This is a genomic window from Pelagibius sp. Alg239-R121 (genome assembly GCF_947331435.1).
Lineage (GTDB): Bacteria > Pseudomonadota > Alphaproteobacteria > Kiloniellales > Kiloniellaceae > Denitrobaculum.
Genome location: NZ_CAMZOF010000001.1, coordinates 1,468,183 through 1,494,729 on the forward strand (window position 1 = coordinate 1,468,183; position 26,547 = coordinate 1,494,729).

27 protein-coding genes are annotated in these 26,547 nt (G+C 57.2%); 9 read left to right on the plus strand and 18 right to left on the minus strand.

Features of this window, described 5'->3' with window-relative positions:
- Positions 1–54: 54 nt before the first annotated feature.
- Positions 55–915: a DMT family transporter gene (locus QMZ18_RS06590; RefSeq protein WP_282605426.1), complete on the minus strand. Its 861-nt coding sequence runs from the start codon at positions 913–915 to the stop codon at positions 55–57.
- Between the two features lie 187 nt (positions 916–1,102).
- Here QMZ18_RS06590 and QMZ18_RS06595 point away from each other — a divergent pair, with 187 nt between their 5' ends.
- Entirely contained in the window at positions 1,103–1,444 is a 342-nt protein-coding gene (locus tag QMZ18_RS06595) for a helix-turn-helix domain-containing protein (RefSeq protein ID WP_282605427.1), read from the plus strand.
- Positions 1,445–1,471: 27 nt separating this feature from the next.
- Here the strand turns inward: QMZ18_RS06595 and QMZ18_RS06600 are convergent, their stop codons facing one another.
- The gene (locus tag QMZ18_RS06600) at positions 1,472–2,350 is read right to left on the minus strand and encodes a LysR family transcriptional regulator (RefSeq protein WP_282605428.1); all 879 of its coding nucleotides are present in this window, start codon (positions 2,348–2,350) and stop codon (positions 1,472–1,474) included.
- A 101-nt stretch (positions 2,351–2,451) separates the two neighbouring features.
- Between QMZ18_RS06600 and QMZ18_RS06605 the strand changes: the two genes are divergently transcribed.
- Together QMZ18_RS06605 and QMZ18_RS06610 are read left to right on the plus strand one after the other, a co-directional pair.
- Complete coding sequence (locus tag QMZ18_RS06605) at positions 2,452–2,853, plus strand: DUF1127 domain-containing protein (RefSeq protein WP_282605429.1); 402 nt, start codon at positions 2,452–2,454, stop codon at positions 2,851–2,853.
- Between the two features lie 156 nt (positions 2,854–3,009).
- A complete protein-coding gene (locus tag QMZ18_RS06610) occupies positions 3,010–3,624 on the plus strand; it encodes a hypothetical protein (RefSeq protein ID WP_282605430.1) in 615 nt (204 codons plus the stop codon).
- A gap of 274 nt (positions 3,625–3,898) precedes the next feature.
- On the opposite strand, the gene QMZ18_RS06615 is transcribed toward QMZ18_RS06610, so the two are convergent.
- From QMZ18_RS06615 to QMZ18_RS06635, 5 genes are all read right to left on the minus strand, one after another.
- Entirely contained in the window at positions 3,899–4,195 is a 297-nt protein-coding gene (locus QMZ18_RS06615; protein WP_282605431.1) for a hypothetical protein, read from the minus strand.
- 212 nt (positions 4,196–4,407) lie between these two features.
- Positions 4,408–5,196 carry an LCCL domain-containing protein gene (locus QMZ18_RS06620; RefSeq protein WP_282605432.1) on the minus strand — a complete coding sequence of 263 codons (789 nt, stop codon included), beginning with the start codon at positions 5,194–5,196 and terminating at the stop codon, positions 4,408–4,410.
- Positions 5,197–5,493: 297 nt separating this feature from the next.
- Positions 5,494–6,171 carry a PEP-CTERM sorting domain-containing protein gene (locus QMZ18_RS06625; RefSeq protein WP_282605433.1) on the minus strand — a complete coding sequence of 226 codons (678 nt, stop codon included), beginning with the start codon at positions 6,169–6,171 and terminating at the stop codon, positions 5,494–5,496.
- A 154-nt stretch (positions 6,172–6,325) separates the two neighbouring features.
- Positions 6,326–6,970, minus strand: a complete 645-nt coding sequence (locus QMZ18_RS06630; protein WP_282605434.1) for a PEP-CTERM sorting domain-containing protein — start codon at positions 6,968–6,970, stop codon at positions 6,326–6,328.
- Positions 6,971–7,143: 173 nt separating this feature from the next.
- A complete protein-coding gene (locus QMZ18_RS06635) occupies positions 7,144–7,701 on the minus strand; it encodes a hypothetical protein (protein WP_282605435.1) in 558 nt (185 codons plus the stop codon).
- Positions 7,702–8,407: 706 nt separating this feature from the next.
- Here QMZ18_RS06635 and QMZ18_RS06640 point away from each other — a divergent pair.
- The 3 genes from QMZ18_RS06640 (at position 8,408) to QMZ18_RS06650 (ending at position 10,611) form a co-directional block, all read left to right on the plus strand.
- The gene (locus QMZ18_RS06640) at positions 8,408–9,235 is read left to right on the plus strand and encodes an alpha/beta fold hydrolase (RefSeq protein WP_282605436.1); all 828 of its coding nucleotides are present in this window, start codon (positions 8,408–8,410) and stop codon (positions 9,233–9,235) included.
- A gap of 28 nt (positions 9,236–9,263) precedes the next feature.
- Positions 9,264–10,130 (plus strand): LysR family transcriptional regulator, encoded by an 867-nt coding sequence (locus tag QMZ18_RS06645; protein WP_282605437.1) that lies wholly within the window; start codon positions 9,264–9,266, stop codon positions 10,128–10,130.
- A 94-nt stretch (positions 10,131–10,224) separates the two neighbouring features.
- Positions 10,225–10,611, plus strand: a complete 387-nt coding sequence (locus QMZ18_RS06650) for a hypothetical protein (RefSeq protein WP_282605438.1) — start codon at positions 10,225–10,227, stop codon at positions 10,609–10,611.
- Between the two features lie 4 nt (positions 10,612–10,615).
- Here the strand turns inward: QMZ18_RS06650 and QMZ18_RS06655 are convergent, their stop codons facing one another.
- The 3 genes from QMZ18_RS06655 to QMZ18_RS06665 all read right to left on the minus strand — a co-directional run bounded on the left by QMZ18_RS06655 (position 10,616) and on the right by QMZ18_RS06665 (position 12,773).
- On the minus strand, positions 10,616–11,290 hold the full coding sequence (locus QMZ18_RS06655) for a PEP-CTERM sorting domain-containing protein (RefSeq protein WP_282605439.1): 675 nt from the start codon (positions 11,288–11,290) through the stop codon (positions 10,616–10,618).
- A gap of 65 nt (positions 11,291–11,355) precedes the next feature.
- Positions 11,356–11,751: a RidA family protein gene (locus QMZ18_RS06660; RefSeq protein WP_282605440.1), complete on the minus strand. Its 396-nt coding sequence runs from the start codon at positions 11,749–11,751 to the stop codon at positions 11,356–11,358.
- Between the two features lie 131 nt (positions 11,752–11,882).
- Positions 11,883–12,773, minus strand: a complete 891-nt coding sequence (locus QMZ18_RS06665) for a LysR substrate-binding domain-containing protein (RefSeq protein ID WP_282605441.1) — start codon at positions 12,771–12,773, stop codon at positions 11,883–11,885.
- A 750-nt stretch (positions 12,774–13,523) separates the two neighbouring features.
- On the opposite strand from QMZ18_RS06665, the gene QMZ18_RS06670 reads away from it, so the two are divergent.
- Positions 13,524–14,240: an urease accessory protein gene (locus QMZ18_RS06670; protein WP_282605442.1), complete on the plus strand. Its 717-nt coding sequence runs from the start codon at positions 13,524–13,526 to the stop codon at positions 14,238–14,240.
- 75 nt (positions 14,241–14,315) lie between these two features.
- Here QMZ18_RS06670 and QMZ18_RS06675 read toward each other — a convergent pair whose 3' ends face one another.
- From QMZ18_RS06675 to QMZ18_RS06705, 7 genes are all read right to left on the minus strand, one after another.
- A complete protein-coding gene (locus QMZ18_RS06675; protein ID WP_282605443.1) occupies positions 14,316–14,924 on the minus strand; it encodes a rhodanese family protein in 609 nt (202 codons plus the stop codon).
- 128 nt (positions 14,925–15,052) lie between these two features.
- Positions 15,053–16,048, minus strand: a complete 996-nt coding sequence (araD1, locus tag QMZ18_RS06680) for an AraD1 family protein (RefSeq protein WP_282605444.1) — start codon at positions 16,046–16,048, stop codon at positions 15,053–15,055.
- Positions 16,049–16,062: 14 nt separating this feature from the next.
- Complete coding sequence (locus QMZ18_RS06685) at positions 16,063–17,235, minus strand: L-rhamnonate dehydratase (RefSeq protein WP_282605445.1); 1,173 nt, start codon at positions 17,233–17,235, stop codon at positions 16,063–16,065.
- A gap of 32 nt (positions 17,236–17,267) precedes the next feature.
- On the minus strand, positions 17,268–18,293 hold the full coding sequence (locus tag QMZ18_RS06690; protein ID WP_282605446.1) for a 4-hydroxythreonine-4-phosphate dehydrogenase PdxA: 1,026 nt from the start codon (positions 18,291–18,293) through the stop codon (positions 17,268–17,270).
- A 7-nt stretch (positions 18,294–18,300) separates the two neighbouring features.
- Complete coding sequence (locus QMZ18_RS06695) at positions 18,301–19,584, minus strand: TRAP transporter large permease (RefSeq protein WP_282605447.1); 1,284 nt, start codon at positions 19,582–19,584, stop codon at positions 18,301–18,303.
- Positions 19,581–20,150, minus strand: a complete 570-nt coding sequence (locus QMZ18_RS06700; RefSeq protein ID WP_282605448.1) for a TRAP transporter small permease — start codon at positions 20,148–20,150, stop codon at positions 19,581–19,583. The genes QMZ18_RS06695 and QMZ18_RS06700 overlap by 4 nt, the downstream gene beginning before the upstream one ends.
- A gap of 117 nt (positions 20,151–20,267) precedes the next feature.
- Entirely contained in the window at positions 20,268–21,263 is a 996-nt protein-coding gene (locus QMZ18_RS06705) for a TRAP transporter substrate-binding protein (protein ID WP_282605449.1), read from the minus strand.
- Positions 21,264–21,494: 231 nt separating this feature from the next.
- Here QMZ18_RS06705 and QMZ18_RS06710 point away from each other — a divergent pair, with 231 nt between their 5' ends.
- Together QMZ18_RS06710 and QMZ18_RS06715 are read left to right on the plus strand one after the other, a co-directional pair.
- Positions 21,495–22,328: a GntR family transcriptional regulator gene (locus QMZ18_RS06710; protein WP_282605450.1), complete on the plus strand. Its 834-nt coding sequence runs from the start codon at positions 21,495–21,497 to the stop codon at positions 22,326–22,328.
- A gap of 427 nt (positions 22,329–22,755) precedes the next feature.
- A complete protein-coding gene (locus tag QMZ18_RS06715; RefSeq protein ID WP_282605451.1) occupies positions 22,756–23,649 on the plus strand; it encodes a glycosyltransferase family 2 protein in 894 nt (297 codons plus the stop codon).
- 129 nt (positions 23,650–23,778) lie between these two features.
- Here QMZ18_RS06715 and QMZ18_RS06720 read toward each other — a convergent pair whose 3' ends face one another.
- Complete coding sequence (locus tag QMZ18_RS06720) at positions 23,779–26,484, minus strand: methyl-accepting chemotaxis protein (protein ID WP_282605452.1); 2,706 nt, start codon at positions 26,482–26,484, stop codon at positions 23,779–23,781.
- Between the last annotated feature and the right edge of the window lie 63 nt (positions 26,485–26,547).

The following is a 26,547-nucleotide window of genomic DNA, read 5'->3' on the forward strand; positions in this document are numbered from 1 at the left end:
TGCGGAAGTCAGCCGAACGTGTAGCAGAACTTGAGGGCGGCTATTTGTGCGGCGTTATCCGTAAAGTGCGATGACGATTATTCCCAGCGCCAGAAGTCCGGCGGCGAAAAACCGCCGCAGCATGGCACCCTCCCGCAGGAACAGGCCGCCCAGCGCGACGGAAATGGGAATGGAGGCCTGCCGGATTGAGGTGACCGCCGCCACGTCTCCGCCGAATTGATAGGCAAGCAAGATCAGATAGTAGGAGGCATAGCAGATAATGCCGGGCAGGAGCAGATAAGTCAGAGAAAAATCCCCGGCCTTTACGGCAGGCACCAATCCCCTGGCCCGCCTTCTGAACCACAGTATGGCGTGGATGGGGAATACCAGTCCGTCGACAACAAAGACCAGCACCTGCGGTGCGATGCTCTCCATAAGACGAGCGTCGGACAGGGAATAGATGCCGGTACCCGACATCGCCAGGACCGCAAGGACGAGCGTACGCGGATCTTCCAGAAAACGCGTGCCGCGTCTATAGAGCAGCAGGAATGCGCCGGCGACCGCCAAGGCTATGCCCAGTAATAGAATCGGTGAGTAGGTTTGCCCGAGCAGCAAAACGCCGACGATCACGACAAAAACCGGCGAGGCGCGGATAATTGGGTAGTAGGCGGAGAGGTCGCCGCGTTTCAAGGTCGCCGTCAGACAAATGCCGTAGAGAAGCTGACCGCAAACTGACAGTCCGACGAAAGGAAGGACCGAGAAGACCGCTGTAAAATCGGCCCCGGCGATCAAACCATGCACGAGGGCGCTCAAGGCGATGACGGCGGTAAGGAACAAAAAACCCAATTGCGGATCCGGGTTCTTCTTGACCAGCAGGTTCCAGACAGGATGCAGGGCGGCCGACGCCAGTACCAGAAGGACGATATTAAGGGCCATGGATCCGTCTTTGATGATTTCTGTCTGAATCGGCCAGATTGCGAGATCACGCTCTGACCCAACCAATAAAGACACACTCGCAGTTTATGCCTTCACGGAGTAAGGAAATTTGCTATGCTACGTAAGGTGTAGCATTGGTTTATCAGAGTGAAACAAGGAATGCTACTTATATTGTAGCGTAGATTTTATGTCGAACTTTCCAATGCCGGGATTACCGGTGCGCGGTTCCAAAACCGGTAAGCCTCTGATGGCCGTTTTCGACCTCCTTGGCCGGAGCTGGTCCATCGGAATCCTGTGGCAACTGAGTGAGGGCGGTCCTGCGACCTTTCGCGAACTGCAGGAGCGCTGCGAGAAAGTTTCACCGACTGTCTTGAACACCCGTCTCAAGGAGCTCCGGCAGGCGGATTTGGTTGAGCGGACGGGAAACGGATATGCGGCGACACCGCTCGGGTCGGAACTCTACGAGATGCTTTCGCCAATAAGGGATTGGTCGAAGAAATGGGCGAAGCGCGTCAAACGGCGGGCATAGCCACCAGCCTGTCTCGAGTAAAAGCGGTCAGGCCTTCGCGACTTCGCGAAAGCTCGACAGAACATGCGCGGAAAAAGCCTTGCCGGCAGACCCCATGTTCTTCGCTTCGCAGAGCCGCAGCTGATAAAGGCCGATTTGGCTCATCCCCTGCTGTGGCCCCAGGGTTTCATAATCTTCGGAAACCAGGCTTACCGGCAGGGGGGCGATTGCCAGATCCGACAGCACTGCGGCCAGTTGGCCCTGTCCGGTTTCGGAAGTATAGGCGATGCGATAACTGCGCTCCATCTCATCCAGTGACCGCAGGGCGGCGGCACGCCAGGGACAACCCTGTTCGGACAGCGCCAGCGGAAGAGGTGTGCGCTTGTGCGCCTGCCCCTTGTGCATGCCGATCCAGACGAGTGGTTCGGTATAGACGGGTTTGCCCGGCGCAACATCGTTCTTTCCGAACGCCGCCAAGGTGAGATCGAGATCGCCGGCCTCGAGTTTTTTGGTGAGAGCAATCGTCGTCGAAAGCACCACATCGACCTCGACCAGGGGGTGGGTCGTCGCAAACCGGGACAGAATTTTCGGTAGGAACCTTGTTCCGAAATCGTCCAGGGCGCCGAAGCGCACCCGGCCTTCGAGTTGGGGAATCCGAAAACGGGAGAGGGCTTCGTCGTTGATCCGCAGAATTTCACGGCTGTGGATCAGGAAGGCCTCGCCGTCGGAGGTCAGGGAAACCGAGCGGGCATGACGATGGAACAGCGGCCGTCCAAGCTGCTCTTCCAACCGCTTCATCTGCATGCTCACTGCCGATGGTGTGCGGAACACGCGCTTTGCTGCCGCCGTGAAGCTGCCAACTTCGGAAATAGCGACAAAGGTGTGGATCAAATCGGTTTCGAGCAGCGCGCTTTGTGCAGGTTGCATGTCGATCTCATCGTTCAATTTTGCTGAACGATACTATGAATGCTATTCGTTCGATTGATCAATAGATATCTGCGATGGTCGCCTTAATCGAGGAGATGACCATGACAGAAAAGCCATTAGAAACTGCCGATCAGACCTTGCCGCGAGGCATTTTCGCCGTCCTCGGGACGCTCGTGAACCACTATCACGCCGTCTGGCAGGAACGCCGGTCCTACCGGGAAGCGCGGGCCGCCTTCATGCAGAATGTGTATCTGGACGACAAGCTGCTCGACGACATCGGCGTGACGCGCGAGGAAGTGGACTGGGCTGCCGGTCTGCCGGTCCAGATCAATGCGGCTCTGGCGCTGCATGCACGGGCGCGACGGCGTAGATCTGGCAACTTGGGAACTGGAGGAGGGGCGTCGGAAGCCCCGGAGAGAGCGCTTGCCGTCGCTGAGCCAAACGTAAGTCCCATGTGTTCGGCCCCGACTCTTGCTCACTTTAGATCAGACGCTAAGGCCTGACGCTCAACAGGCGCCGGTTCTGCAGTACAATTGCCCGCCATTGATTTCCATGCCAGTGTTTCACGTTATGGATGAGGCAGGATATCGGCGTGATATTCCGCCTGCAAAAAATCTGGGATGGCAATTCTTGTAACTGCAGATGCGGGGGAGCGAATTATGGGCAACGGGATTCCGGAGCCGTCGGTAGGCGAATTGACCTTTGATGCGGAGGGGCAGGAGGGCGGCCCGTTTCACAGCCGTCACTTTCATGTTCCCTCTTCGACCTCCGGCCTTACGATTGGCCGTGGTTATGATATGAAAATGCGGTCACGATCCGAAGTCCGTGACGATCTTGTTCAAGCCGGTGTCAGTTCCGTGCGGGCTGCGCTGATCTCCCAGGCGGCAGGTTTGAAAGGTGACGAGGCCGAGGAGTTTCTCCAAGAGAACGAGCTCGAGGATTTCGAAATTACACCGGAGGCACAAGTCAGGCTTTTCGAGATCGAATATCAGCGCCAGGCCAACGACACGCGCCGTCTTGCCACCAAGGCCGACGTTACGCGCGCATACGGCGCAACCGACTGGGATGCCCTGCACGACGTCATCAAGGAAATTCTCGTCGACCTGAGATTCAGGGGTGACTACACGCCTTCCTGTCGAAAGTTCCTCCAGACCCATGTTGCCAGGAACGACCTTGAGGGCTTCATACAGGAAATCTCCAACCACGACCGCTGGCCGAACGTCCCGCCTGATCGCTTCAGACGGCGCCGGGCAGCTTGTGGAGCGATGGTTTAGCCGCTGTATAGGGGGTGCAGTTTGTCAGGGGGCTTATGAAGATATTGGCCGGTTCGGGTAGCACCCGGTTTGGACCGGCCGGTATGGAACCCCTGAAGTTTCTGGCAGAGATGGCGCGCTCGGAATTCAAAACGAAAGCTCGCACCCTGTGTTCCGGTCTTTGGTGACCGGAAAACCCGATGTTTACGGTGCCGGCTCTTAAGCTCGCAGCGTCGCTCGGCCTGGGTGAAGTCGACATCGCGAATGTCGTTCCCAATGGTGCCGCGGGCACCGTTTATCTCACCCGGCTCAGATGCCCCAGATCCGCCAGCGGTAGCAAGGCGGCCAGGACCAGCGTACAGGCGATAGCGAAAAGCATCGTTCGTTTCAGGGATGTCGCCGCTTTGTTGCGCTTATGGGCAGTTACTGAAATAGCCATGGCGAGCAGTGCGAGCATCAGGCTGGCGATGTTGGCAAAGGGCACACTTAAGGCGGTGGTGTAGCTTGGGTTGATCTGGTTGTGGGCGACGGCACCGGCCATGAGGACAATCGAACCAGCGACCAGAAGATTGGTCAGGATCACGGGAATCATCTGTCACTCCTCTTGAGTTGGATCTGACTTAACGCTACGTGCCAAGGATAAAAAAAGATGCGTTCCGATCGAACCTGACCGAAACGCATCAAGTTGCCCCACCCGCAAAACAGGTCTCTTGCGATTTGATCGGTGAGGCTGGCTGGCGGGATCGATCGGCACGATCCCGCCGGGCACAGGCAATTCGTTGGAGGGTAGGAACGTTTCGCCTCTTACTTCATCAACGGGCTGTCGACGAAGGAAACCGTGCGGTGGCCGCCGGGGCCGTCCTTGCTCTCCACGCCGTGACGGATGCTGCCGACCAGTTTATCCATGCCGGGGTCCATCTGCAGGTGGACCAGTCCGCCGTCCTTGGTGATCTTTCCGGCATGCAGGGCCGCAACGCAGACCGTGCTGTTAAAGGAGTAGGAATCGGTGCCGGAGATGCGCCGGAACTTCTTGCCCTTCGGCGCGGCCGGGCAGTTGAAGGTGAACCTTTGCCCGACCAGTTGCTTGTAAGCGAAGCCGGTGCGGGTGAACTTAGCGTCCCACTTCAGCCGGGGAATGTAAGGCTGCTGCACGGCGTCGGCGGCAGTCGTGTCTGCTGCATCCACGAAGACCAGCGAGCGCGGTGTACCCGGCAGGTCAGCAGAGTCAATCTCGTTCCGGCTGCTTCCCGTATAGGCTTCTTCACCCGGGTTCAACTGAACGGTAACGAAGCCGCCATCCTTGGTGATCTTTCCGGCATGCAGGGCCGCAACGCAGATCGGGTTGTTGCTGGGATAGACGTCGGTGCCATAGATGGGATCGTCCTTGTCCCGGATCGAACGCGGCGGACATTGCGCGGTAAAGCGCTGCCCGATGAACTTGTCGCTGTCGAACTGGAATTTTTTCAGCGAGGTGTTCCATTCCAGCTCAGGCAGGGCCGGCATATCCTGGGCCATGGTGGCGGTGGCAAGCGCACCGCTTAAGGAGATGCTGGCCAAGGTGGCGGCGAGAAGCTTCAAATTAGATTTTTTCATAATGGGGTTTCCTTTATCTGAGTGTTCCAGCGCGATCGTTCTTGATTAATTCAAGCTGAAGTGATCGGGCTCTTGTGCTGCTGCCAATGAATGAGTGCGAAGGCCAAATAACGGACCTCGCCTTTTTATCTGTCCAATGCCTTCGGGCAGACTTCCCCGGACGCCGCAGCACGACGCCGGCGGGGAGGGTTTTTACGAATCCCGATCTATCTGTTCGGGGTGATTGATAAGATGCGCTGCTGATTTCTTAGGGGCCTTGCTCTCGGCCCGCAGTTCAATCAGGTCAGCAGGGGCGTATCATGCGGTTTCACTCTGTCCCTTAATCTGCTCCAGCGATTTCCGTCGCCGGCCATAGGCCAAAGCCGCAAGACCCGGGATCAGCAGAAACGCGGTGCTGGGTTCGGGGACGGGAACGCTGCTTGGACCATCTCTGCGGATCAGAAAGCTGCCGACGGTCGCGGCGCCTTGGTCGAACGCAAATCCGTTGTCATCAACGATGGCCCGGGATGCCGCGGCATCACCGAAGGGGAGGAGCGGTTCCAGGCTGCCGAGCCCTGCGGTGGGGTTTGAGAGGTCCGGCAGGTAATGACCGAAGGAGACGAAAAAGAAAGCATCGGTGATGCCCAGCAGATTGGCCAGATCCCACACGGCGGCTTCGCTTGGTCCCTGGAACCCGGGAGTGATGCCTGCCGAGGTGAAGAACAGTGTCTCCACGTCGCTGCCACGGGCGTAGCTGAAGCCTTCGTAAAGGCCGCCGGCGCCAAATTCGGCTGCGACCTCGTCGACTGAAAGACCAAGGCTCTCGGTCAAGTCCAGCCACTGCAAGCCTGTGTCGGTATCGCGGGTGATCGTGTCTGCGCCGAAACTCGAGCCTTCCGAAACGAATGCAGCATGGGCACCTTGTGCCGATAAACCTGCAAACAGTCCCGCTATCACCGTGGATATTGCCGCGGCTCTTTTGGTTTGCTCAAACATGTGAATAGCTTTCTTGTAATCGAGTCGTTAAAAAACCTAGTTGGTCTACGAATGTTTGCTCTGATCTCTTATTAAGGTTCGCTGCGCTGGCGAAGAACCTGCATCGCTGCACAAGTACAAAGTATTTTTGCAGGATCCCATCGCCGTCCAGGGGTCATCTGCGCCGCCGCCGGGCCAAAACAATCCCGGAAAGGCCCAGGCCGAACAGTGCCAGGCTGCCGGGTTCGGGAACCGAAGCATGCGTGGCGACAACATCGAAATCTTCGAAGAACGTGAGTTCGTTGGGGTGGAAGACGCTGCCTGCGACCGAGAACAGACCCCATTCGAAGGTGATGGAATCGGCGGTGAAATCAATCACCTCAAAGAAGTTCGTGCTGCCACCTGTTCTCACGACATCCACAATTTCACCGGGACCGGCCAGCCACGCGATATCGCTCAGCGTCACTGTCACGGTGGGATAGTTGTGGGTGTCTTGTATGTTCAGATTAATCGACTGTGCCGTCAGCCGCAGGCTGTCGTCGTCCAGGGCCTCCACGGACATGTTGAAGGCGTCTTCGTCGATGTTGCCGTTGTTGAATTCCGTCTCCATGAAACCACTGAAAAACGACGTGGTTCCGCAGGCGTCGAATCCTGGAGCCTCAAAGGTCGGTGTGACCGTCTGATTTTCGCGCGGAAACTCAGTCCAATCGGTCGAAATGGATACGCCGCAGAGGCCGGCCTCTGCCGAGTTCGCGGCCAAGAACAGGGATCCGCCTAATAAAATTCCGGGCAGGCTCTGCAGTAGTAATTTGGAAGACATCACTTGCTCCCCTCGTTATGAAAATTCCAAGCCTGAGATGGACTGTTGGATATATTGTTTGTCTGCAAATGTGTTGTGCTGGTGTCTTATTAAGTTTCTCGATGCGCGCGATGAACCCGCAAAGCTGCACAAGCAAAATGTATTTTTGCAGGACGCGAAAATGCGAAGACCGTTTATGTGCGTCGCCACCGCCGGGCGTAACTACGCCCCGTAAAGCCGAACCCCGTAAGGCCAAGTCCGGTAATGCCGGCAGCGAACAGGGCAATGCTCGCAGGTTCAGGGACCACCGCTGTATGCCGTGTGATCAGATCGAACGATGCGAATACACCGCCATTCTGAGGGCCGCCACCGGTGTTCGAAAAGGTTACGCTGTGGGGCGCGAAGCTGACATCCCCTGTCAACTCGGGATCCAATGTCATCTCAACGCCCACGATTTCTCCGGCTTCTCCGATCCAGTCCAGATCAGAAAACAAAATGTCGAAGGTCCCGAACACAAGACCGTTTTCCGTCGACAGGTCGATGCGCGACGCGCCGAAATCAACGGATATCTCGCCGGGAAACTCGACCCCGTCGCCCACGACCGCGTCGAGTGGACCGAATATGATCGCGTCATTCTGTAAGTAGGTCACTCTGACCTGATCACCGATCAGGGTTGCCCCCGCCGTTTCAGTAATCCCGAAGGACACCAAGCTCCCCGCAACGAATATTAGGGGCCGTATTTTTCTGAACATCCTGTCATCTCCTAAACTCTGTCGCGTTGCGGGTAGGTCCGCTTTGGTGCTCTGTGCAGGGCCGGATGAGTCGCGCCATTCCTGCTTCCGGCGACGGACATACCCCAAGGGTGCCAGGACGGGATTTGGCAGGAATGCGAAACCGGGTTCCGGCGAGTCAGAGCTGTTTCCGCAGCCTGTGTCGCGGCCTTTTCAGTACCGAAGATCCGGCTGCAATCTCAAAACCTGCGTATCTTCTAGGAATCATTCGTCTGCAAATGTTAATATCGTGCGTTGTATTACAGCCTGTGCTCGCGGACGTGAAGCCGTACGACTGCAAAGTCATCGTGCAGATTTACAGGATGTGATGTTCGGGCTCGATGTGTAACCGGTTAGTCTGTTGGTATAAAATAGAGAGTTCTTGATTCCTGTTCTCTGTGCAATCCGGCTCCTAGTGACTTTCGCATTTCACAGATCCGGTTAGGCTGAGCTCTCGCGCGTTTGATGCGCTACCTTGGATAGGCGTGCGCCTGATGTCATCCTGGGCCCTACGCCGGGTCGTCGTGAAACGGCGTATTTGGCCGCGTCTGGCAAATTTGCATAAGCAACGTGCGGTTCTATGGGTTCTTCGAACGCCCATGGATGTTTAATAGGAGATAGCGAGCGGGTCGGAATGCCGTCCCGAACCGGGAAACGTCGTCGCACTCTTTTGGTAGGGAACGTTCTGATGAACAGTACCACGGATTTCCGTTTTCGATCTCAACGTAGCGAGAAGATCATTGCCCTTCATTGCTCCGGCTGGAATGCCAAGCAGTGGGGTTCGCTGCGCGAAGTGCTTGCTGGAAATTTTGAGCTTCTGACCCCTGAACACTATGGCTGCGAGAGCCGAGGGAACTGGCGCGGGGAGCATGCTTTTACGCTCGCGGACGAAGCTGCCCAAAGCATAGAACTCATCGACCAGAGTGACGATCGCGTGCACTTGGTCGGTCACTCCTACGGCGGCGCGTTGGCGCTTCATATTGCGCTTGCACGTCCTCATAAGGTTGCCAGCCTGGTACTTTACGAACCCTGTGCCTATCACCTGCTTCGTCAAATTGGCCAGGCCGGCGAAGTTGGGATCGCGGAGATTATGGAGTTGAGCGCCTTCGTCTGCGCGCGTGTGGCTGTGGGCGATTTCAAAGACGCCATGTCCAGTTTTCTCGACTACTGGAATGGCCCGGACGCCTGGGCCGCATTACGGCCTGATCTTCGGGAACTGATGCTGTGCTGGGCGCCGAAGGCTCCGCTCGAATTCCACGCCCTGATGGAAGAGCCCGTATTGCTGAGCGCCTATGCTGAGCTCAACATGCCGGTGCTTCTCATGCGGGGCGAATATACTCCGGCACCAACCGATGCGATCGTGACGGCACTGTCTGTGACTCTGCCTAACTGCCGGCTGGTCAATGTCTCAGGTGCCGGGCATATGGGCCATGTGACCCATGCGTCTGACGTCCATGCCGCTATCCTGCAACACCTGGGGTCTGGTTCCTTTGCTCAGAGCGAAGATGATAGGTAAGTCGACCTCCTCTCGAATGATTTGAAAAATGGACTGGAATAACCTGAAAGTCGCATTGGCGATCGGCCAGACCGGCTCGCTGACACGCGCGGCGCAAGTCCTCGGTGTGGATACCTCAACCGCAGGGCGGCGCCTGTCCGCGCTGGAGGCCGATTTAGGCGTGATGCTCTTCGTTCGCACAAAAGCGGGGTTTGCTATGACCGATGCGGGCGCTGTCGCGATCAAGCGGGCGGTCGACGTCCAGAATCGAATTGAGCAGCTGATCGACGAGGTGACGGAACCGGCGGATGGCCCGATAGGAACGATCCGCCTGGCCAGCAACACCTGGATCGTTGATCGCCTCGCACAGACGGCGGTCCCGTCGTTTCTGGAGACACACCCGATGATCGATTTGTGCACGACGGTGCGTCCGGCGGACAGCTTGGCGCAGGGCGGCGTTTCGCTGTCTCTATGGTTCGAGACGGAACCCAAAGACGGCGCCTTCAAAATTTCACTCGGCAAGGTTCCCTACGCGATTTACCGCTCCCGCAAAGCAGAAGGCGGTAAGCCTGGTTGGGTCGCATTTCACGACGAGAAAATGACGACCCCCCTGATCGAGCGCGCGAACCGGCGGCTGAAAAAACGCGACGAGCCCCTGCGCTTCACTTCGACGGACGCCGGCGTCTTGTTGAGCGCAGTGAGCGCAGGCCTAGGTAAAGGGTTGCTGCCGATGTGCCTGGCAGAGGATGACGAACGTGTTGTGCGCGTCAGCGCAGGCGAGCCGGTACTGGAACGCGTGCTTTACGTACACGCCTATCATGACACGGTCCAGACGCGGCGCGTCCAGGCCGCCATCAAGTGGCTGCGCGAGTCTTTCGATGCGGTCTTTCAGCCAAGATTCACCGAGACCGTCTGACAGGCGAACTCAGCCTGCCAATCATATGGTCGGAGCATGACCGTTCTCGATCAATTCAGTCTGGAGCGTCCGGGCTCAAAGAGAAATAAAACAGATGGCACCCACAACGAGCCTTTTCGGATTTCTTCTGTTTCTGTTCATTCTGACTGTGCTGGTGGTGTATTTTCTGCCACTGGCCTTTACCGAATTTCGCCGATTTTTCGCTATCTGGATCGTTATTGGAGTGGCAATTGCCTTCTTCAATTGGTCTTATCTGACACCGCCGTCGGTGTGGGCTGATGGAACCTATGATGCCGGTGATTCCCGGGTCAGAAATTTTCTGATCATCCAATGGCTCTTCGCGGCTTTTGCCCAGCTTGCCGACACTTTTGCGAAACGTAACGGTATCCACCGGCGGCTGATTATCGTGATTTCAGGATGGGCCGCCTCTCTCGCTGTAACGCTTGGGATGGTCTGGCTGGTGAACCTCTACAGCATATAGCAGCTCATGTTTTATGAGAGGCTTTCGAGTTTCCACGACGGACAAAGCCGAGGCCGGCGAGGCCCAGGCCGAACAGCAGCATCGTGCCGGGTTCTGGAACCGCGGTGTGGGTCGCGACAATGTCGAAGTCTGCAAAGAGCGTGATCTCGTTCGGAAAGAAGACACCGCCGCCGACGGAAAACAGTCCCCATTCGAAGGTGATGGAGTCGGTTGTGAAGTCGATTGCCTCGAAATGGGTCGTGCCGTCGGCAAAGAGGACGTCCACGATCTCTCCCGGTCCATCGAGCCATGCGATATCACTCAGCATCACCGTCACAGATGGGAAGGCATGGGTATCCTCTTCGTTTAGATTGATCGACTGCGCCGATAGCCGCAGGCTGTTGTCATCCAGAGCTTCCACCGAGATGTTAAAGGCATCCTGATCGATGCCACCGCCGCCATACACCGTCTCCGTGAAGCCGCTAAATATCGATGTCGTCCCGCAGCCGACGAAACCCGAAGCTTCAAAGGTCGGCGTGACCGTCTGATTTTCACGCGGAAACTCTGTCCAGTCGGTTGATATGGCAGCACCGCAGAGACCGGCATGGGCCGCGCTCGTGGACAGGAACAGGGATCCTCCGGCTAATACGCCGAGCAGGTTTTTAAAACAAGAGTTTGGTAAAAAGGACCGAAAGTGCATTACTCAATTCCTTTTCGCGAGAAAATTCTTAGGGCTCGGTGCGAGCGGTTAAAACATGAAAGGGTCTAGGCCGCGCAGGCCACCGCCTCGACTTCAACCAGCCAGTCCGGAGACACCAGTCCGGCCACGAAGACGGTGGTGATCGCCGGTCGGACGCCGTACAGCAGTTCCTTGCGGACTTCGACCAACGGTGCCATGTCTTCGCGCCGCACCAGGAAGAACGTCAGCTTGACGATGTCGGCGAGCTCCATTCCGGCTTCTTTCAGGACGTTTTCCAGATTAAAGAGCGCTTGGCGGCATTGTTCCCGGAAGTCGGCGGCGAGCTCTCCCCGGGGCGAGACGCCGACCTGTCCCGAGACGTGCAGAATCCTGGCACCGGCACGGGTTTCGACCCCGTGGGCATAGATGCCGTGATAGGGTTCTCGGACGGGAAAGGGATCGTGTCGGGTCGATGTCATCATTGCGCCATTCCTGTGGGGTGTATGTCACAGGAAGGTGGCACGAGGCTCACCCCGGCGGCAGCGAGGAATCGTCACAGGCCTTTTGAGAAAATCTCGATTGCACTGATATTGGTTGGTTCAGAGCGTGATGTTCAGCAGCCTTTGGCCGTTTCGGCCCGCAACCAGTTCATGACATCCCGGACCATCGGTTGGCGCTCCGCATTCGGCAGGTGTGCGAGATGAAAGCTATGATGCCATTCGATCGAAGTTGAAAAGGACTTCAGACTGCCATTGGCAAGCTGGTCGCGGACCACGATTTCTGGGAGCAGCGCGACGCCCTGTCCGGAAAGAACCGCTTGCAGGGCGACGAGAAAGTGTTCCATGACCAAGGGCCGGGAGACCTGCGAGAGATCGATACCGGAGGCTTCCGCCCAGCTGTGCCATTCATTGCTGGGATAGGTCTGAATTAGTCGGGTCCTGGAAAGCAGCGCCGCAGAATTGCCGCCCGCGGCGCGCTCAAACAGTGCCGGTGCGCAGACCGGGACCAGAAGACCTTTGACCAGTTCGCTGGAAACCAGGCCCTCCCATTCTCCGGCGCCGAAGCGCACACTGAGATCTATTTCCTCACGGGCCAGATCCGCGACCCGGTCCGAAGTCAGAATCTCCAACTCGATATGAGGTAGCTGCTTTGCGAAGGCGTTCAGGCGCGGCACGAAGAATTGCGCGGCGAAGGAGGCGACTGTTGACAGCCGAAACACGTTCGAGCGTGGCGGCCGGCGCGAGAAGCGGTTGAAGGCGCCACCCAGTATTTCGAAGGCCGGCGTAATCGATTCAGTGAGCTCGCGACCTTCCAGAGTCAGCGTCAGACCGTCCGGCAGACGTTCGAAGAGTCGGGCCCCGATGAAGTCCTCGAGCGCCAACACCTGCTTGCTGATCGCACCGGGTGTGACACCGAGTTCTTCCGCCGCACGGGAAAAATTGAGATGCCGTGCGGCAACCTCAAAGGTACGAAGCGCATTCAACGGGGGCAAGGATCTGGCCATTGCCAAGCTATAGCACTGGTACGGTAAAGTGATAAGAGGACGCTTCAGCCTCTGCTAACCGGAAACTTTCCGACCCAGACTTCCGATTGCCTTCCAGACTGGGTGCTCGTGCCCCCTTGCCGCTAGGGTCGATCCGATTTCGTCTCGTGTCAGGACCACGCCGTGACAGGGCTCAGCATAAATGTCCGCACTGCTGAAACGCTTATCATGAGCAATAGGGACTCTATGTCCGTTGCTTTGCGCAGACCGACCGGATCGATGGATCGCGAAAATGAGAATCCGTCCGAACCGGATCCGCTTTAGGTCAAATTGAGGCGATCAGTGCGAGCAGGCCGGCGATGACGACGAGACCGATAGTGACCCATCTGTCTGATCGTTCGGCGCGGGTCTTACTTTCAAGCGTGGTCTCGGACACAAAAGAGGCTCCTGCTGACGACCATTGCGAGTTGCAATGCTGCGTGCTGTGATATTTGTAGGGCATTCTGTCAGAGAAAGATGAATCCGCTCTTTACGACTGCGGCGTTTGTTGGACAAAACGACAGGCCAAGGCGCCAATTCCGATATTCAGGCCGTCAAAGTTTTCGGTGCCCGCAGGTGCGCCAAAGTCATCAAAGAGATTTCAAACCGGGCGGCCATGTCCTACCATGCCGCCGCGCAAGAAATCGCGGTCGCAATTGAGCCGGGTGGGGCTTGGAAACGGACGTATAGTGCTTTGCGTGCCACCACTTTCGGCAGGGGAATTGCGACAGAATGTTGGGTATATTGGGTTTAGGGTTTCTGATCGGCATGCAGCATGCCCTGGAAGCCGATCACGTGGCTGCAGTTTCAAGCATTGCCGCCCGCCGCAGCGGGATGCGCGATATCGTCAAGCATGGTCTGACCTGGGGTGTCGGACACACGCTTACCTTGTTTCTCTTTGCCGGTGCGGCACTGCTGCTCGGTGCGACGATCAGTGACGAGCTGGCACGCTGGCTCGAGGCAGCGGTCGGCATCATGTTGATCTTTCTGGGAATCTACGTGATCTGGCGCATGGTGCGTGACCGGATTCACTTTCACGTCCATCGCCATTCCGACGGTCTGCGGCACATCCATGCTCACAGCCACCGTGGCGAGACAGGGCCGCACAGTCCGGTGCGGCATGATCATGAACATGTGGGGAAGGGGCGGAGCGGGATCGCGTGGCGCAGCCTGTTCGTTGGGCTGATGCATGGCATGGCCGGATCCGCCGCATTACTCGTTCTCGCGGTTTCGTCCGTCGAATCGCCCTGGATCGGGGTCGGATACGTGGCTTTGTTCGGTGTGGGTTCGATCGTCGGTATGGGGCTGCTGTCCGCCATCATTGCGGTGCCCCTGGCCTGGTCGGCGCGCGCTATGACAATGACCAATCATGTCCTGCAGGGCGCTATAGGTTGCATGACCGTCCTGATCGGCTCCCTGACCCTGCTGGATACCCTGGGCGGTCTCTAGATCAGGCCATATTGTGAACATAGCTTCACCTGGATGACAGATCGCTATAGCGATTCTGTCTAAGCCGGATCTACCCTAGGGTCTGTTGACAATTTGGACGTCGGTGAGGTTGGTAGCTGTCTGAGCCTCGTCCCGTTTTTCGGCGCGTCGATTGTAAGGCAGTTGCGCTAGAAGCCGTGCGAGCGCGCAGGTGTTGGTCAGACCTGCGAAAACCAGGCCGGCGCCGACAAATCCGCTCAGCAAAGCGAACCAGGGTGAAATCAACCAGGCCAAGAGAATTCCCATCACCACCATGCTGCCCGCGGTCATCTGGACCTGCCGCTGCAGACTGATTGGCGCTTTGCGGTTCAACTCTGTCGCCAGACCTGCAGATTTCCAGCCGCTCAGTCCGCCCTGCAGAGCATAGATCTCATCGTATCCACAGCGTAGAATATCGCTGGCCGCTTCGCGTGTGCGCTGCCCGCTGTTGCAATGAAAGATGGCGATTCGGATCTCGGGATCAGAACCTTGGTCGTTGCCATTTGGAACTGCCTTGATGAGTTGCGCGCTTGGCAGCAACTGAGCCCCTGCAATGTGTTCGCGTCGAAATTCATCGGCTTCGCGGATGTCGAACAGCTTGGCTTTCCCTAGGTCCAGCCAGTGTTTGGCGCTCGCAGCATCGATTTCCCGCAGGTGTCCGGACATCCGATCTCTCCTCTGGCCGTTGGATTGCGTTCAAGTTTCTCGCAAACAACATATTCATATTTTAATATATGATATTGAGAGCAGGATGCAAGACCCAAGGGGGACCGGAGGCATCTATCGGCAAAGGCTCAAAGTACCTGGACACCGCCTTTCGGTGCTGTGCTAGCGGCGAGTGTGTTGCGCAAAGGACGGCCGAAGTCGGGCGCCGAAACTTCGAAGATGTCGCCCGCTTCTGCCCAAATGCCGGCGGCGAAGCTGAGGGTCGCGGTGCCAAAAAAATGCGCGTGCAGATCGCCCGGTCGGCGGAACAGGGAATACTTGAAGTGATGATGCTCCAGGTTCGCGATGCTGTGACACATGTTGTCTTCACCGGTGAGAAATTCACCTTCCCAAACCACATTGTCGCCACGCAAGAGGCGGGATTTTCCACGGATATCACTTGGGAGATCGCCGATCAGCAGCTCGGGACCGAAGGCGCAGGGCCGTAGTTTGGAGTGGGCCAGATAAAGGTAGTTCCGGCGTTCCATGATGTGATCAGAGAATTCATTGCCTAAGGCGAAGCCGATGCGCCAAGGCGTGCCATCGGGACCGGCGAGATAGAGGCCGACAAGCTCAGGCTCTTCGCCGCCGTCTTCTGCAAACGAAGGACTGGAAAGAGCTTTGCCCGGCGCTGCAACAATCGAACCGTCACCCTTGTAGAACCACTCTGGCTGAACGCCGGTTGCGCCTTCCGCCGGCTTGCCGCCCTCCAGGCCCCAGCGGAACATCTTCATGGAGTCGCTGAGACTTTCCTCGCCGGGCTCGGCCACCTTCTTATGCATCTGGTCTCGGGTATCTGCACTTCCTAAATGGCTGAGGCCTGTTCCGGTAATCAGAAAATGCGCGGGATCGGGGTGGTCAAGCGGGGCCAGCAGCCGATCCTCCGCAACAACCGCCCCGTAATTGTGCTGCGGCCCGGTGGCCATTTCTTCGACCAGCGATGCGAGCCCGCGTCCCGCCGCAATTGCCGCCTGCGCAAGATCGTAACAGCTGCGATAATTCTCGATCTCGGTCAGGCGATCTGTCGATTCGACTCGTGCGACCGCGCGCCGGTCATCCGCCGTCACAAATTGAACGATGCGCATTGTTTCCTCTCCCGTCACTCGATGATCGTGAAATCTTTTAGATTATCTTCCGCAATTTCCAGGCCGAGGCCAGGCTTATCGTCGTCGAGATCGATCATGCCGTCGACCGGTGTGGAGTCGCCCTTGAAGACGTAGTAGAAGAGCTCATTTCCAATTTCGACGTCATGGACAGGAAAGAACTCAGAAATCGGGCAATTCAAGTTCGACATGGTGAGATGATAGTTGTGCATCTGACCCGCGTGCGGAATCACCGGAACCTGATAGGCCTCTGCGAGCGCGTTTATTTTCTGTGCTGCCGTGAAGCCGCCGACACGGTTATTGTCATACTGGATCACACTGACCGCGCCTGCGTCGAGCAGCTGTTTGAAACCGAACAGAGTGAATTCGTGCTCGCCGCCAGAGATCGGAATGCCGCTATTATTATTGAGCTCTGCATAACCGGCGATATCGTCGGGTATGACCGGCTCTTCCAGCCAGCGCGGATTGAAAGGCTGAAGCTTCGGGATGATGCGCTTGGCGTAATCCAGATTCCAACCCATGTAGGCCTCGACCATAATATCGACCTCATCGCCGACAACTTCGCGTAGGGTTCTCACGAGTTCGATGTTCCTGGTGACGCCTTCGGGGCCGTCCTTAGGCCCCCAGCCGAAGCGCATCTTCATCATGTTGAAACCCTGATCCAGATAGCTTTGCGCTTCTTCGGAAAGCTGATCCAGGGGCTGGCTGTAGAGCTTTGAGGCGTAGACCGGAATGCATTCTTTGGTCCGGCCGCCGAGCAATTTGAAGACCGGTTTCGCGCTTGCCTTCCCCATGATGTCCCACAGGGCGATGTCGACGGCCGAGATGGCGACCATACCGATGCCTTTGCGACCCCAGGCCATGGTTCGCCGGTACATCTTTTGCCAGAGATACTCGTTGTCGAAAGGATCTTCACCGACGATCAGGGAGGTCAGATAGAGATCGATGATCTGCTTCGCAATCTGAGGTGCCAAGGCTGCGTTTCCCAGGCCGACGATTCCGTCATCGGTCTCGATTTCGCAGACCAGCCACTCATGAAAGCGAAAGGAACCCATGTTGTCGCCGCGCTCGAACAGGGCGTCCGAGGGATTGGTGCAAAAGTTCTGCGCCGGCGGAACCGTCTTTCCTGTCCATTGCAGCACACGCGTCCGCACGCTTTTGATCTTCATCTACTTGTCCTCATTTTCTCGGCAGGCAGGCGTTACGCGCTGTCGGCACGCCGGTTCGCGGCCATTTCAACCGCCATTAGGAAGGCACGGCGGACCGGTTCAACATTGGCACGATTGAGGCCTGCAATGTCGAAGGCCGTGCCGTGCGCCGGTGTGGTGATCGGCAGGGGTAAGCCGCCGTGAACCGAAACGCCCATCTCGAAGCCCAGCAGCTTTATCGCGATCTGACCCTGGTCGTGGTACATGCTGAGCGCGCAGTCATAGCGCCCATCGCGGACCTTTATATAGAGGGTATCCGAAGGAAAGGGGCCTTCGCAGGCGATCTGCTGTTTTTTCGCACGCTCGACCGCGGGACGGATGATCTCGATTTCCTCGCGCCCGATGGCGCCGCCATCACCGGCGTGGGGGTTCAGGGCGGCCACCGCGATCCTCGGGCGCTCGAAGCCGGCAACCCTAAGCGTTTGGTGCGCCAATTCGATAGAGGCAACGATCCCGTCCACCGACAGGCGGTCCGCGACCTCGCGGAGCGGCACGTGAGAGGTGACGCGGGCGTTCCACATACCGTCGATAACGTTGAATTCGCTGGCCCGGCCATCGTAGCCCAGGCGGGCCTTGGCCCATTGCAATTCGTCTTCCGTTCCCAGGCCGGCTTGATGCATGGCCTGTTTATTGAAAGGCAGGAAGCAGAGGCCGTCGATCTGTCTCTCTTTGGCGAGATCGAGCGCGAGGCCGAAACCCTCAAGGACAGTGCGCCCCGCTTTGGTCGAGACTTCTCCAGCAGTTATCTCCGCTAAGTCCAACGCTGAGGTGCCGAGACATTGTGTGACGTCGAGAAGATTGGGTCGGCCGAGGGAAAAGTCGGCGTGGCCGTAGTCCGAAATCATGTGGAGCGCCGGATCAGTCTGTGCCGTCCGGCACCCCATGGCAAAAACCCCTGGATCCGAGATGACCAGAATGTTGGCGGCGTCTCGAACTTCATCATGAGCGAGGAGCTTTGCCAGCAGTTCCGGACCGATCCCGGCGGCATCACCTTGCACGAGTGCGATAACAGGTTTCATGGACGTCCTAGCGGTAAAAGATCTCTACCAATGTCATGGGGATAAAGGGCAGATAGGTTACGGCCATCAACAGGCCGAAGAGCAAGGTGATCAGCGGCAGGTTCGCCTTTGTCGCCTGCCAGATATCGACGCGGGCGATTGAACAGGAGGTGACCAGCACGCTGGCGACCGGCGGGGTCTGCTGGCCGATGGCCAGGTTCAGGGTCAGGATAATGCCAAAGTGGACCGGGTCGATCCCGACCTGATGGATCAGCGGCAGGACGATCGGCACCACGAGAATGATTGCCGCTGCGCCGTGCAGAATTGTGCCGAGCAGCAGGAGCAGCACATTCAGCATCATCAGAACGACGTAGCGGTTGCTGGTGGTTTCGGTAATCCACTGTGCCAGCTTTTGCGGCAGCTCGACTTCGGTGAGGTAGAGACCGAGCACCGCAGAAGCGGCGACGAGGAGCATGACCACGGCGGTTTGCGTCACGCCGTCGACGAGGGCGTGATAAAGCTGCCGGGCATCGAGCTCGCGGTAGATAAAGATGCCGATGAAGAGAGCCGCGACGACGGCGAGCCCGGCCCCCTCGGTTGCCGTGACGACGCCGCCGAAAATGCCGCCCAGAATGATAACCGGCAGCAGCATGGCCGGCCCGGCGGCTTTCGCGGCCTGCCAAAGCCGCCCAAGGTCGAAACTCGCCTCGCGCGGCAGGTCATGGCGTACGGCAAACCAATAGCAGAAACACAGCATGGAAAAGCCGCCCAGCAATCCCGGGACGATTCCGGCGACGAACAGCTGCACGATCGAGGTATCCGAAAGAGCGCCATAGAGAATCATCGGGATCGAGGGCGGGATGATAATCGCGAGCGATGCCGAGGATGAGGTGATGGCTGCGGCAAAGGCCGCTTTATAACGACGGCGCCGCATTTCTGGAATCAGGACCGAACCGATGGCGGCGACATCGGCCACGGCGGAGCCGGAGATCTCGGCAAAAAACAGCGACACGCCCACATTTACCATGGCAAGGCCGCCGCGGACGAACCCGATCAGCGCCGTCGTGAAGTCGATCAGCTTGCGGGATATGCCGCTGGTGTTCATCAGCGCGCCGGCTAGGATGAACAGCGGGATGGCGATCAGAGGAAAGCTGGTGGCGCCGTCGAACATCTTGAGCGCCGCGCCGTACAGACCCAGGACGCCTTTAAATGACAGGGTGCCTACGATTGCGGCGGCACAGATCGCGACGGCGATCGGCACGTTGATCAGCACCAACAGGACGAGAATCAGGAAGACCAGTGCCGTCGTCATTGCCCGTCCCCCAAATCGCTTTGCTTTTGTTTGACCTCTGAATTGGGCGCCTGGCGGGCGATCTCAGCTTCAATTTCATCGAGGTCTTCAGCGCGCCCGGCGACGATGCGTGACCAGGCAAGCGGCGTACTGAGGACTTGCCCCAGTACGAAAAGCACACAGCCGATCGGGACCACGGATTGCGTGAACTGAAGCGGAACCCAATCGAGCGAAATCAGGCTTTCACCGGACATGACCCCCAGAACAAACCAGCTTGCCCAAGCCATCGTAATGAAAACGGCATAGACCACGGCCTCGGCGGCCGCAAAGAGGAGTTTGCGTACGCCTGCCCCTAGGCTCAGCAAAAAACCGGAAAAACTGAGATGCCGGCGGTTCAGGGCTGCAAGCGCCGCCCCGTAATAGGTGATCCAGGCCAGAAGCACCGAGGCCACCTCGTCGTACCAGATCAAGGACGATCCGCTGTAGCGGAAGATCACCGCGAGCACCACGATGACCGACAGCAGCAGAAGCAACCCGATCGTCACGGCTTCGAGAGCCAGGCGGAACAGGCGGACGGCAAGGGTCATTTATCGATGCATCTTGGTTTTGGGATTTCGGCGGTCTTGGGATTGCGGGGGTTTTGCAGCGCCGGGAAGGAACAAGCAGGGACATGCCTCCTGCCCGGCGCTACGGCGGTTTTGGATTTATTCGCCGAGCTTGAGTGCCGCGTCGATCAGTTCCTTGCCGCCTTTCACCTCGTCCGAAAACTGCTGGTAAATCGGTTTGGAAGCCTCCACGAAAGCTGCCCGGTCGGCGACGTTTTCACTCATTCCGGCCGCGACCAGCTTTCCTCTTAACTCAGAGTCCGCGTTGGCGCCCTGTTCGCGGGCCCAGCCTTCCATTTCGCGCGCGGTGTCCAGCAGGACCTGTTGAATCTCGGCATCCAGCGCTTCGAACGCAGTCTTTCCCACGGTTGGGTAAGCCGGCGAATAGACGTGTCCGGTAACCGACAGGTACTTCTGAACTTCCGAGAACTTGGCGGCCCAGATGTTTGTATAGGGATTTTCCTGGCCGTCGATGACCCCGGTTTGCAGGGCCACGAATACCTCGGAAAAGGACATGGGAGTTGGATTGGCGCCCCAGGTCTTGAACATGGTGACCCGCCATTTCGACTTCGGCGTACGAAGTTTGACGCCATCCAGGTCCGCCGGCGTGTTGATCGGTCTTTTGTTGTTCGTGATATGGCGAACGCCGTTCTCCCAGACGGCCAGCACCTTGTAGCCCTTGCTCTCGACCGTTGGGGCAATGCGGTCCCAGAAGATCGAATCTTCAATCTTGGCCAGATGAGCACGATCTTTGATCAGGAAGGGCATATCGAACAGGGCGAATTCGTCCGCCACCGATGACATCACGGAGCTGGGCAGGGCTATGTGAACGCTGCCAAGTTTCAGGAGCTGCATGAGCTCCTTGTCTTTTCCGAGCTGAGCCGAATCGAACAGCTTGACGACGGCCTTGTCGCCGAGCTTCTCGTTGGCGCGCTTGGTAAATTCGGCTGCCGTTTGCTGTTGCAGGGAGCCCGTTTTGGCGGAGATTCCGAAGATGATCTCCTGCTGTGCCAGTGCGTCGGGCTGTGCCGAAACCAAGGCGGCACAGGTGAAACCAACCGAAAGGACTCCGGTATACAATTTTTGAAAATTCATCAATTCCTCCCAAATGGAAATCCCGCAGAAGAATTACGTTTTATTTGTTGTCAGGCTTCTGGAGATGATGATGTGGAAAAATGGCATACAATTTTCGATAGTGTCAATCTGCTTCTCTGATCTGAGTAGAGTTTCGGCTTGAAATTGAGCTTGAGGCTGGTCTCGTTAAATGCCGGCCTTTTGCAGCATGTCTGTTGCTTCTCATAGGGAAATTCGGAATCGCCCTTTGGTTTGAAAGGCTTTGACAATTGTTTGTACAGGGCAATGCGCAAGGCGGGGAGCTATATCCGAAATGGCATGCAAAATGAATTTGTTGCATTCGGAGCTCTATGCTATGCCGGATTTATGACGGAAGGCAGTGTTTCAACAGCACAAGGTGATCAGGCGGCGACCAGGCCTGATGATGCCGGTGGCCCCAGGCTACCCCTGACCCAGCGTGTTGCCGGTGCCATTCGCGATATGATTGTTCAAGATCAACTCAAACCCGGCGAGCGTATCCGCGAGCGCGCCTTGTCTGAAGTACTTAAGGTCTCGCGTACGCCTTTGCGCGAGGCTCTGAAGCTTCTGTCCGCCGAAGGGCTGGTTGAAATTCTGCCCCATCGCGGGGCTGTCGTGGCCAATCCTGAACCGCAGGAGATCTACGGCAAGCTCCAGGTGCTTGGAGTGCTTGAGTCCCTTGCTGGAGAGCTTGCGGCGGTTCAGGCCACCGACGAGGAGATTTCGGAAGTTCGTGCTCTGCATTTCGAGATGTTGGCGTCTTATACGCGCAAGAACCGGCTAGAGTATTTTAAAGCCAATCAGAAAATTCATCGTGCAATTTTAAGTTGCAGCCGCAACGAAGCCCTCATTGAAACACATAGCCGGATTAACGCTCAGCTTTACCGGGTACGCTATCAGTCAAACTTGAGGAACCGGAAGTGGCAAAGTGCGATTGAAGAGCATGAGGATATCCTTCATGCACTTGAGGCGCGGGATTCTGGGCGGCTGTCTGCGCTCCTCCGCGCCCATTTAGGTAGCACTTGGGCGAAAGTAAGCGAAATGTTGGGGGTGTCCGGCAGCGAATAACGCTATTGATGCGCGATAGTCGTGTGCTTGGTTTTATAAAAAATCATCTCAATACTTGAAATTATTCTCTATATTAGGCTGAAAATTACAAGAAAATAGCTATCGTTAAAGTATCAGGCGTTCGTCATTCACTGTTAAGGTGACAAATTTGTGACGTTTCGGTCTGATGTTTCCGTGTGTCATTTTTGGTTCTTTGCTTGATCTGGCTTGTTTACGATTCATCTTCAGAGATAATTGCCACTAAATACATAAATTTACGAAATCGCGTCCCTTTTTGATGACGCGATGTGGGGTCGGCAGTTTGGGGCGCGATGGTTTCGGTCAAGCCCGAGGTTCGCTCCCTGATTTTTTAGTTGAGGAACTGGCATGCGTTCGAATTCGCTTCGAAACGCGACGCTCAAGCTCAAATAGTGTGAAGTTATTTGCGATGCGGCGAGACGGCTCATATTCCATCAGTGTGGTTATCGCGACGCTCAATCGCGCGGAGCAGCTTGCGATGTGTATTCGCAGGTTTCTCGACCTTGACGTTCGTTCCGTCCCAGCCTGGGAAATCGTTATCGTTGATAATGGCTCCAGTGACGATACGGCTCAAACCGTAGCAGAGCTGCAGAAACGGCACGATTTGCCCTTACGCTATATCTACGAACCCACGCCTGGTGTCTCGGCTGCGCGTAACGCGGGAATTCGGGCCGCACGCTATGATATCCTGGCCTTCACGGACGACGACTGCCGGGTCGATCCGTCATGGCTGTCCGCCATTCAGCAGTGTTTTATCACGGATCCGTCGATCGCAATGGTCGGAGGCCGGGTTGATCTGTTCGATCCCGCTGATTTTGAGATTTCGACACGTCGGTTCGAAGATCGGTTCGAAATCAAGACCATAGACGATATGTTCACCCGGTTGATCGGCTGTAACGTGGCGATATCGGCGGATGCCGTGCGCCGGGCCGGTTTCTTCGATACCGCGATAGGCCCCGGTACGGCGTTCAAGGCGGGCGAAGATCACGAGTTGTTCTATCGGATTTTGAAGGGTGGCGCGAAGGTGGTCTACGAGCCGGAGGTGCGAATCGAACATGCGCACGGCCGCCGTGAAAAGACCGAGGTTCAAGCGCTGAAGGCGAATTACGTGAAGGGGCGGGCTACGATTTTCGGCAAGCACATTCGTGCCGGCGACCGCGATCTGATCAAGCGCGTCTATTGGGAATTGCGCGCATATCTCTCGTCGCGTCGTCGCCCTGATGGAACGACAAGCGTACCCGAACTTGGATCGGTGCGAATCTATGTCCTGAGCCTTGTGCGAGGATTTCTGTTCCTGCATTAGGGTGATCTGTAATTTGCTTGTGCCTTGGCGGTCAAGCGTCCCGGTCAATCTGCTCTAACCGAATGGCATGGCGCGGCTTCACATGATATGTCGGAAGCACTGCTTGCTTCCGACATATCATGTTTCGCTCTAGGCGTCGGCACGCACCGTTTTCAGGAAGCCGCCCACTTCCTGATTTAATGTCTGCGCCTGGCCGGAAAGCTCTTGCGCAGAATTCAAAACCTGCGCTGCCAACTGTCCGGTTTCATCCGCCACTTCGGATACTCGGACCATGGTCTGAGTCACTTCTCCCGCACCATTGGCCGCCGTCTGAGTCGAGCGGGCAATTTCGCTGGTGGAGGCTTCCTGCTCTTCGACTGCGGCGGTCACCGTCACCATGGTTTCGGTCATCTCGACGATCAGATCATTGATCTCCTTTACCGAGTCAACCGCTTCAGTCGTGCCGTTCTGAACCTCGGCGATCTGCTGCGTGATCTCTTCGGTCGCTTTGGCGGTCTGGCTGGCCAGGTTTTTCACCTCACCGGCAACCACGGCAAAGCCCTTGCCTGCATCGCCGGCGCGGGCCGCCTCGATCGTTGCGTTCAGCGCCAGCAGATTGGTCTGCTCCGCAATACCCTGGATCAGTTCAATAACGGAGCTGATCTTTGCCGAGGCATCACTGAGTGAAACGACCGCGTCGTTGGTGACCCGGGCCTTTTCAGACGCCGCATGAGCCTTATCGGTGGTCTGGTTGATCGAGGCACTGATTTCGCGAATGGCCGAGGTCAGCTGATCGGCGGCCGTTGCGACCGTCTGAACGCTGGCCGAAGTTTCTTCTGCTGTCGAGCGGCCTGTTCCGGAGGCGTCCTTGGTCTTGTCCGCAGCGCCGCTCATAGATCCGGAGTTGTCTTCCATGCTTTTCGCCGAAGAAAGCAGTTGATCCACGATCCCCTTGACCGACACTTCAAAACCATCGGCCATCTGGTTCATCGCCCGCTGGCGTTCTTCGACAGAGCGTTTCTCCATTTCTTCCTGCTCGGCGCGCATGCGCTCCATCTCAGAGGCATTGTCGCGGAACACGACAAGGGCCTTGGCCATGTCGGTGATCTCATCGCGGCCCTTGGCGTTGATCTCCACCTTCAGGTTGCCGTTTGCAACCTCGCCCATGCCGCTTGCAAGACCGACGAGACGGCGTACGACCTGACGCGAGATGAGGAACCAGCCCACGAGCACACTGCAGGCAACGTTGAGAACCATCATAAGGATCAGCACCAAACGGCTGCTTTCCATTGCGTCATGTGCTGTCTCGCTGCCGCTCTCGGCCTGCTCGCTCGAGGTGGCAACAACCTTGTCGACCGCAACCTTGACGGCCTCCGCCAGATCGCGGCTCTGAGACAACGAATTGGTCGCCGCACTCTCGGCCTCCAGCAACGATTTACGGATCACGAAAATACTTTGTTCGCCGGAACCGATGGCTTCGATCGCCAGGATCGTCTCCTTGGCTTGCGCTTCTAGTTCAGTACCCGTGAAGGCGTCCAATGCCGTCATGATCGTGTTTTTTGCCGAGGCATAGCGTTCCTGAATGGCACCGAGCGTGGCCACATCCGGGGCACCAACCGCCGCACTCAAAAGACCGGAGGCCAGATTCACATCGGCCCGCAGCTCGATAAGGGCGCGCAGCTCGGCTACATCCTTGTTGACGAAGTTGGAGATCGAAGACGTCAACTCGCCCTTCAGGTCGTCCTTACCGATTTCGAGATTGAAGTCGGCGTCGTCGACCACCGGCTCCAGGATCTTTTCGAAAGACTGACTGATCGAAGACAAGGTGACTTGAAAGTCCTTGCGGTCTTGAATGAGTTTCTGCAGATCCGGGAAGGAGAGCTCTTTTCGTTCAAGCCACCGTCTGCGCAACCCGAAGGCCGAGTTCTCACCCTCGCCTAGTGCGATAAGACTACCTGCGACTTTGACAACGTCAGCAGCGGCATCGGTTTCAGGCAAACCGGAAGACGCAGTATCGATCAGTGCTCTGATCGCCGTAAAGCGCTCCTGCAACGGAACCAGATCGTCGGTGCTTTCCGCGGCTCCGATCTGAACAACGAGTCCGATTAGCTGGTGGCCCGCTGCCTTTAAGCTCAAGGCGGATTTCAGGAACTGCACCTCTTCACCGACCAGTTGGTCGATAACGCTTCCCGCACGTGCTGTGGTTTCTTCGCTGGACACCGCCAGCAGGAAGTTTTTGTCATCGACGACAGGAACCACGAAGTTCAAAAAGTTTTCGTGCGCCGTCTGAAGATCCCGGTTGATCCTATTCGCCTGTTCGCTAAATCCTTCACGCTCCTCGACCCTCTGGCTCAGGCTGGCAAGCGACGTCCGGAGATCGTTGACCAGCGTTTCGAGTTCGGCCCGGCGATCCTCGTCTACAATCCCTTGCCGCAGCTGCTCGAGCGCTTCCAGCCTTTCGGCGATAACTTTGTTTACTTCAGCACGCTCCGCGTCGGAGTGGGCATTCAAAAGGGCAGGTGCGGTCGCTGCCAAAGCAGCGCTCTCGGCGGACATGCCCATCGAATTCATGATGCCGGTAACGGATGTCTGGGTGAGGGCATCCAGTGTCGTGCGAACCCGTTCGAAGGTCAGCAGCGTCATTGACGCGGCGACCAGGGTAATCAGCGTGATCGCGCCCAGCGCAAGATAGAGTTTCTGCCCGATGCCGAATTTCTTGCCGGTCTCGGATCCCTGTGAGGCTGGTTTTGCTTTATCAGCCGCCGCTTTTTTGCCCCCGGCATTCGTCGTCGATTTGGCCTTGTTCAGTCCGCGGCCCATACCGTCTTTGACGAACCCAATAATTTTCGCTGTCATCCTGAAGCTCCACCACGCAGGAAAAATGTCCGGGTGGCCTGAGGGTCATCCCAAAAGGCCACC

Excerpts from the sequence above, each read along its gene's own strand:
- QMZ18_RS06590 (WP_282605426.1), bottom strand. The coding sequence starts at position 915 with ATGGCCCTTAATATCGTCCTTCTGGTACTGGCGTCGGCCGCCCTGCAT.
- QMZ18_RS06595 (WP_282605427.1), top strand. The coding sequence starts at position 1,103 with ATGTCGAACTTTCCAATGCCGGGATTACCGGTGCGCGGTTCCAAAACC.
- QMZ18_RS06600 (WP_282605428.1), bottom strand. The coding sequence starts at position 2,350 with ATGCAACCTGCACAAAGCGCGCTGCTCGAAACCGATTTGATCCACACC.
- QMZ18_RS06605 (WP_282605429.1), top strand. The coding sequence starts at position 2,452 with ATGACAGAAAAGCCATTAGAAACTGCCGATCAGACCTTGCCGCGAGGC.
- QMZ18_RS06610 (WP_282605430.1), top strand. The coding sequence starts at position 3,010 with ATGGGCAACGGGATTCCGGAGCCGTCGGTAGGCGAATTGACCTTTGAT.
- QMZ18_RS06615 (WP_282605431.1), bottom strand. The coding sequence starts at position 4,195 with ATGATTCCCGTGATCCTGACCAATCTTCTGGTCGCTGGTTCGATTGTC.
- QMZ18_RS06620 (WP_282605432.1), bottom strand. The coding sequence starts at position 5,196 with ATGAAAAAATCTAATTTGAAGCTTCTCGCCGCCACCTTGGCCAGCATC.
- QMZ18_RS06625 (WP_282605433.1), bottom strand. The coding sequence starts at position 6,171 with ATGTTTGAGCAAACCAAAAGAGCCGCGGCAATATCCACGGTGATAGCG.
- QMZ18_RS06630 (WP_282605434.1), bottom strand. The coding sequence starts at position 6,970 with ATGTCTTCCAAATTACTACTGCAGAGCCTGCCCGGAATTTTATTAGGC.
- QMZ18_RS06635 (WP_282605435.1), bottom strand. The coding sequence starts at position 7,701 with ATGTTCAGAAAAATACGGCCCCTAATATTCGTTGCGGGGAGCTTGGTG.
- QMZ18_RS06640 (WP_282605436.1), top strand. The coding sequence starts at position 8,408 with ATGAACAGTACCACGGATTTCCGTTTTCGATCTCAACGTAGCGAGAAG.
- QMZ18_RS06645 (WP_282605437.1), top strand. The coding sequence starts at position 9,264 with ATGGACTGGAATAACCTGAAAGTCGCATTGGCGATCGGCCAGACCGGC.
- QMZ18_RS06650 (WP_282605438.1), top strand. The coding sequence starts at position 10,225 with ATGGCACCCACAACGAGCCTTTTCGGATTTCTTCTGTTTCTGTTCATT.
- QMZ18_RS06655 (WP_282605439.1), bottom strand. The coding sequence starts at position 11,290 with ATGCACTTTCGGTCCTTTTTACCAAACTCTTGTTTTAAAAACCTGCTC.
- QMZ18_RS06660 (WP_282605440.1), bottom strand. The coding sequence starts at position 11,751 with ATGATGACATCGACCCGACACGATCCCTTTCCCGTCCGAGAACCCTAT.
- QMZ18_RS06665 (WP_282605441.1), bottom strand. The coding sequence starts at position 12,773 with ATGGCCAGATCCTTGCCCCCGTTGAATGCGCTTCGTACCTTTGAGGTT.
- QMZ18_RS06670 (WP_282605442.1), top strand. The coding sequence starts at position 13,524 with ATGTTGGGTATATTGGGTTTAGGGTTTCTGATCGGCATGCAGCATGCC.
- QMZ18_RS06675 (WP_282605443.1), bottom strand. The coding sequence starts at position 14,924 with ATGTCCGGACACCTGCGGGAAATCGATGCTGCGAGCGCCAAACACTGG.
- araD1 (WP_282605444.1), bottom strand. The coding sequence starts at position 16,048 with ATGCGCATCGTTCAATTTGTGACGGCGGATGACCGGCGCGCGGTCGCA.
- QMZ18_RS06685 (WP_282605445.1), bottom strand. The coding sequence starts at position 17,235 with ATGAAGATCAAAAGCGTGCGGACGCGTGTGCTGCAATGGACAGGAAAG.
- QMZ18_RS06690 (WP_282605446.1), bottom strand. The coding sequence starts at position 18,293 with ATGAAACCTGTTATCGCACTCGTGCAAGGTGATGCCGCCGGGATCGGT.
- QMZ18_RS06695 (WP_282605447.1), bottom strand. The coding sequence starts at position 19,584 with ATGACGACGGCACTGGTCTTCCTGATTCTCGTCCTGTTGGTGCTGATC.
- QMZ18_RS06700 (WP_282605448.1), bottom strand. The coding sequence starts at position 20,150 with ATGACCCTTGCCGTCCGCCTGTTCCGCCTGGCTCTCGAAGCCGTGACG.
- QMZ18_RS06705 (WP_282605449.1), bottom strand. The coding sequence starts at position 21,263 with ATGAATTTTCAAAAATTGTATACCGGAGTCCTTTCGGTTGGTTTCACC.
- QMZ18_RS06715 (WP_282605451.1), top strand. The coding sequence starts at position 22,756 with ATGCGGCGAGACGGCTCATATTCCATCAGTGTGGTTATCGCGACGCTC.
- QMZ18_RS06720 (WP_282605452.1), bottom strand. The coding sequence starts at position 26,484 with ATGACAGCGAAAATTATTGGGTTCGTCAAAGACGGTATGGGCCGCGGA.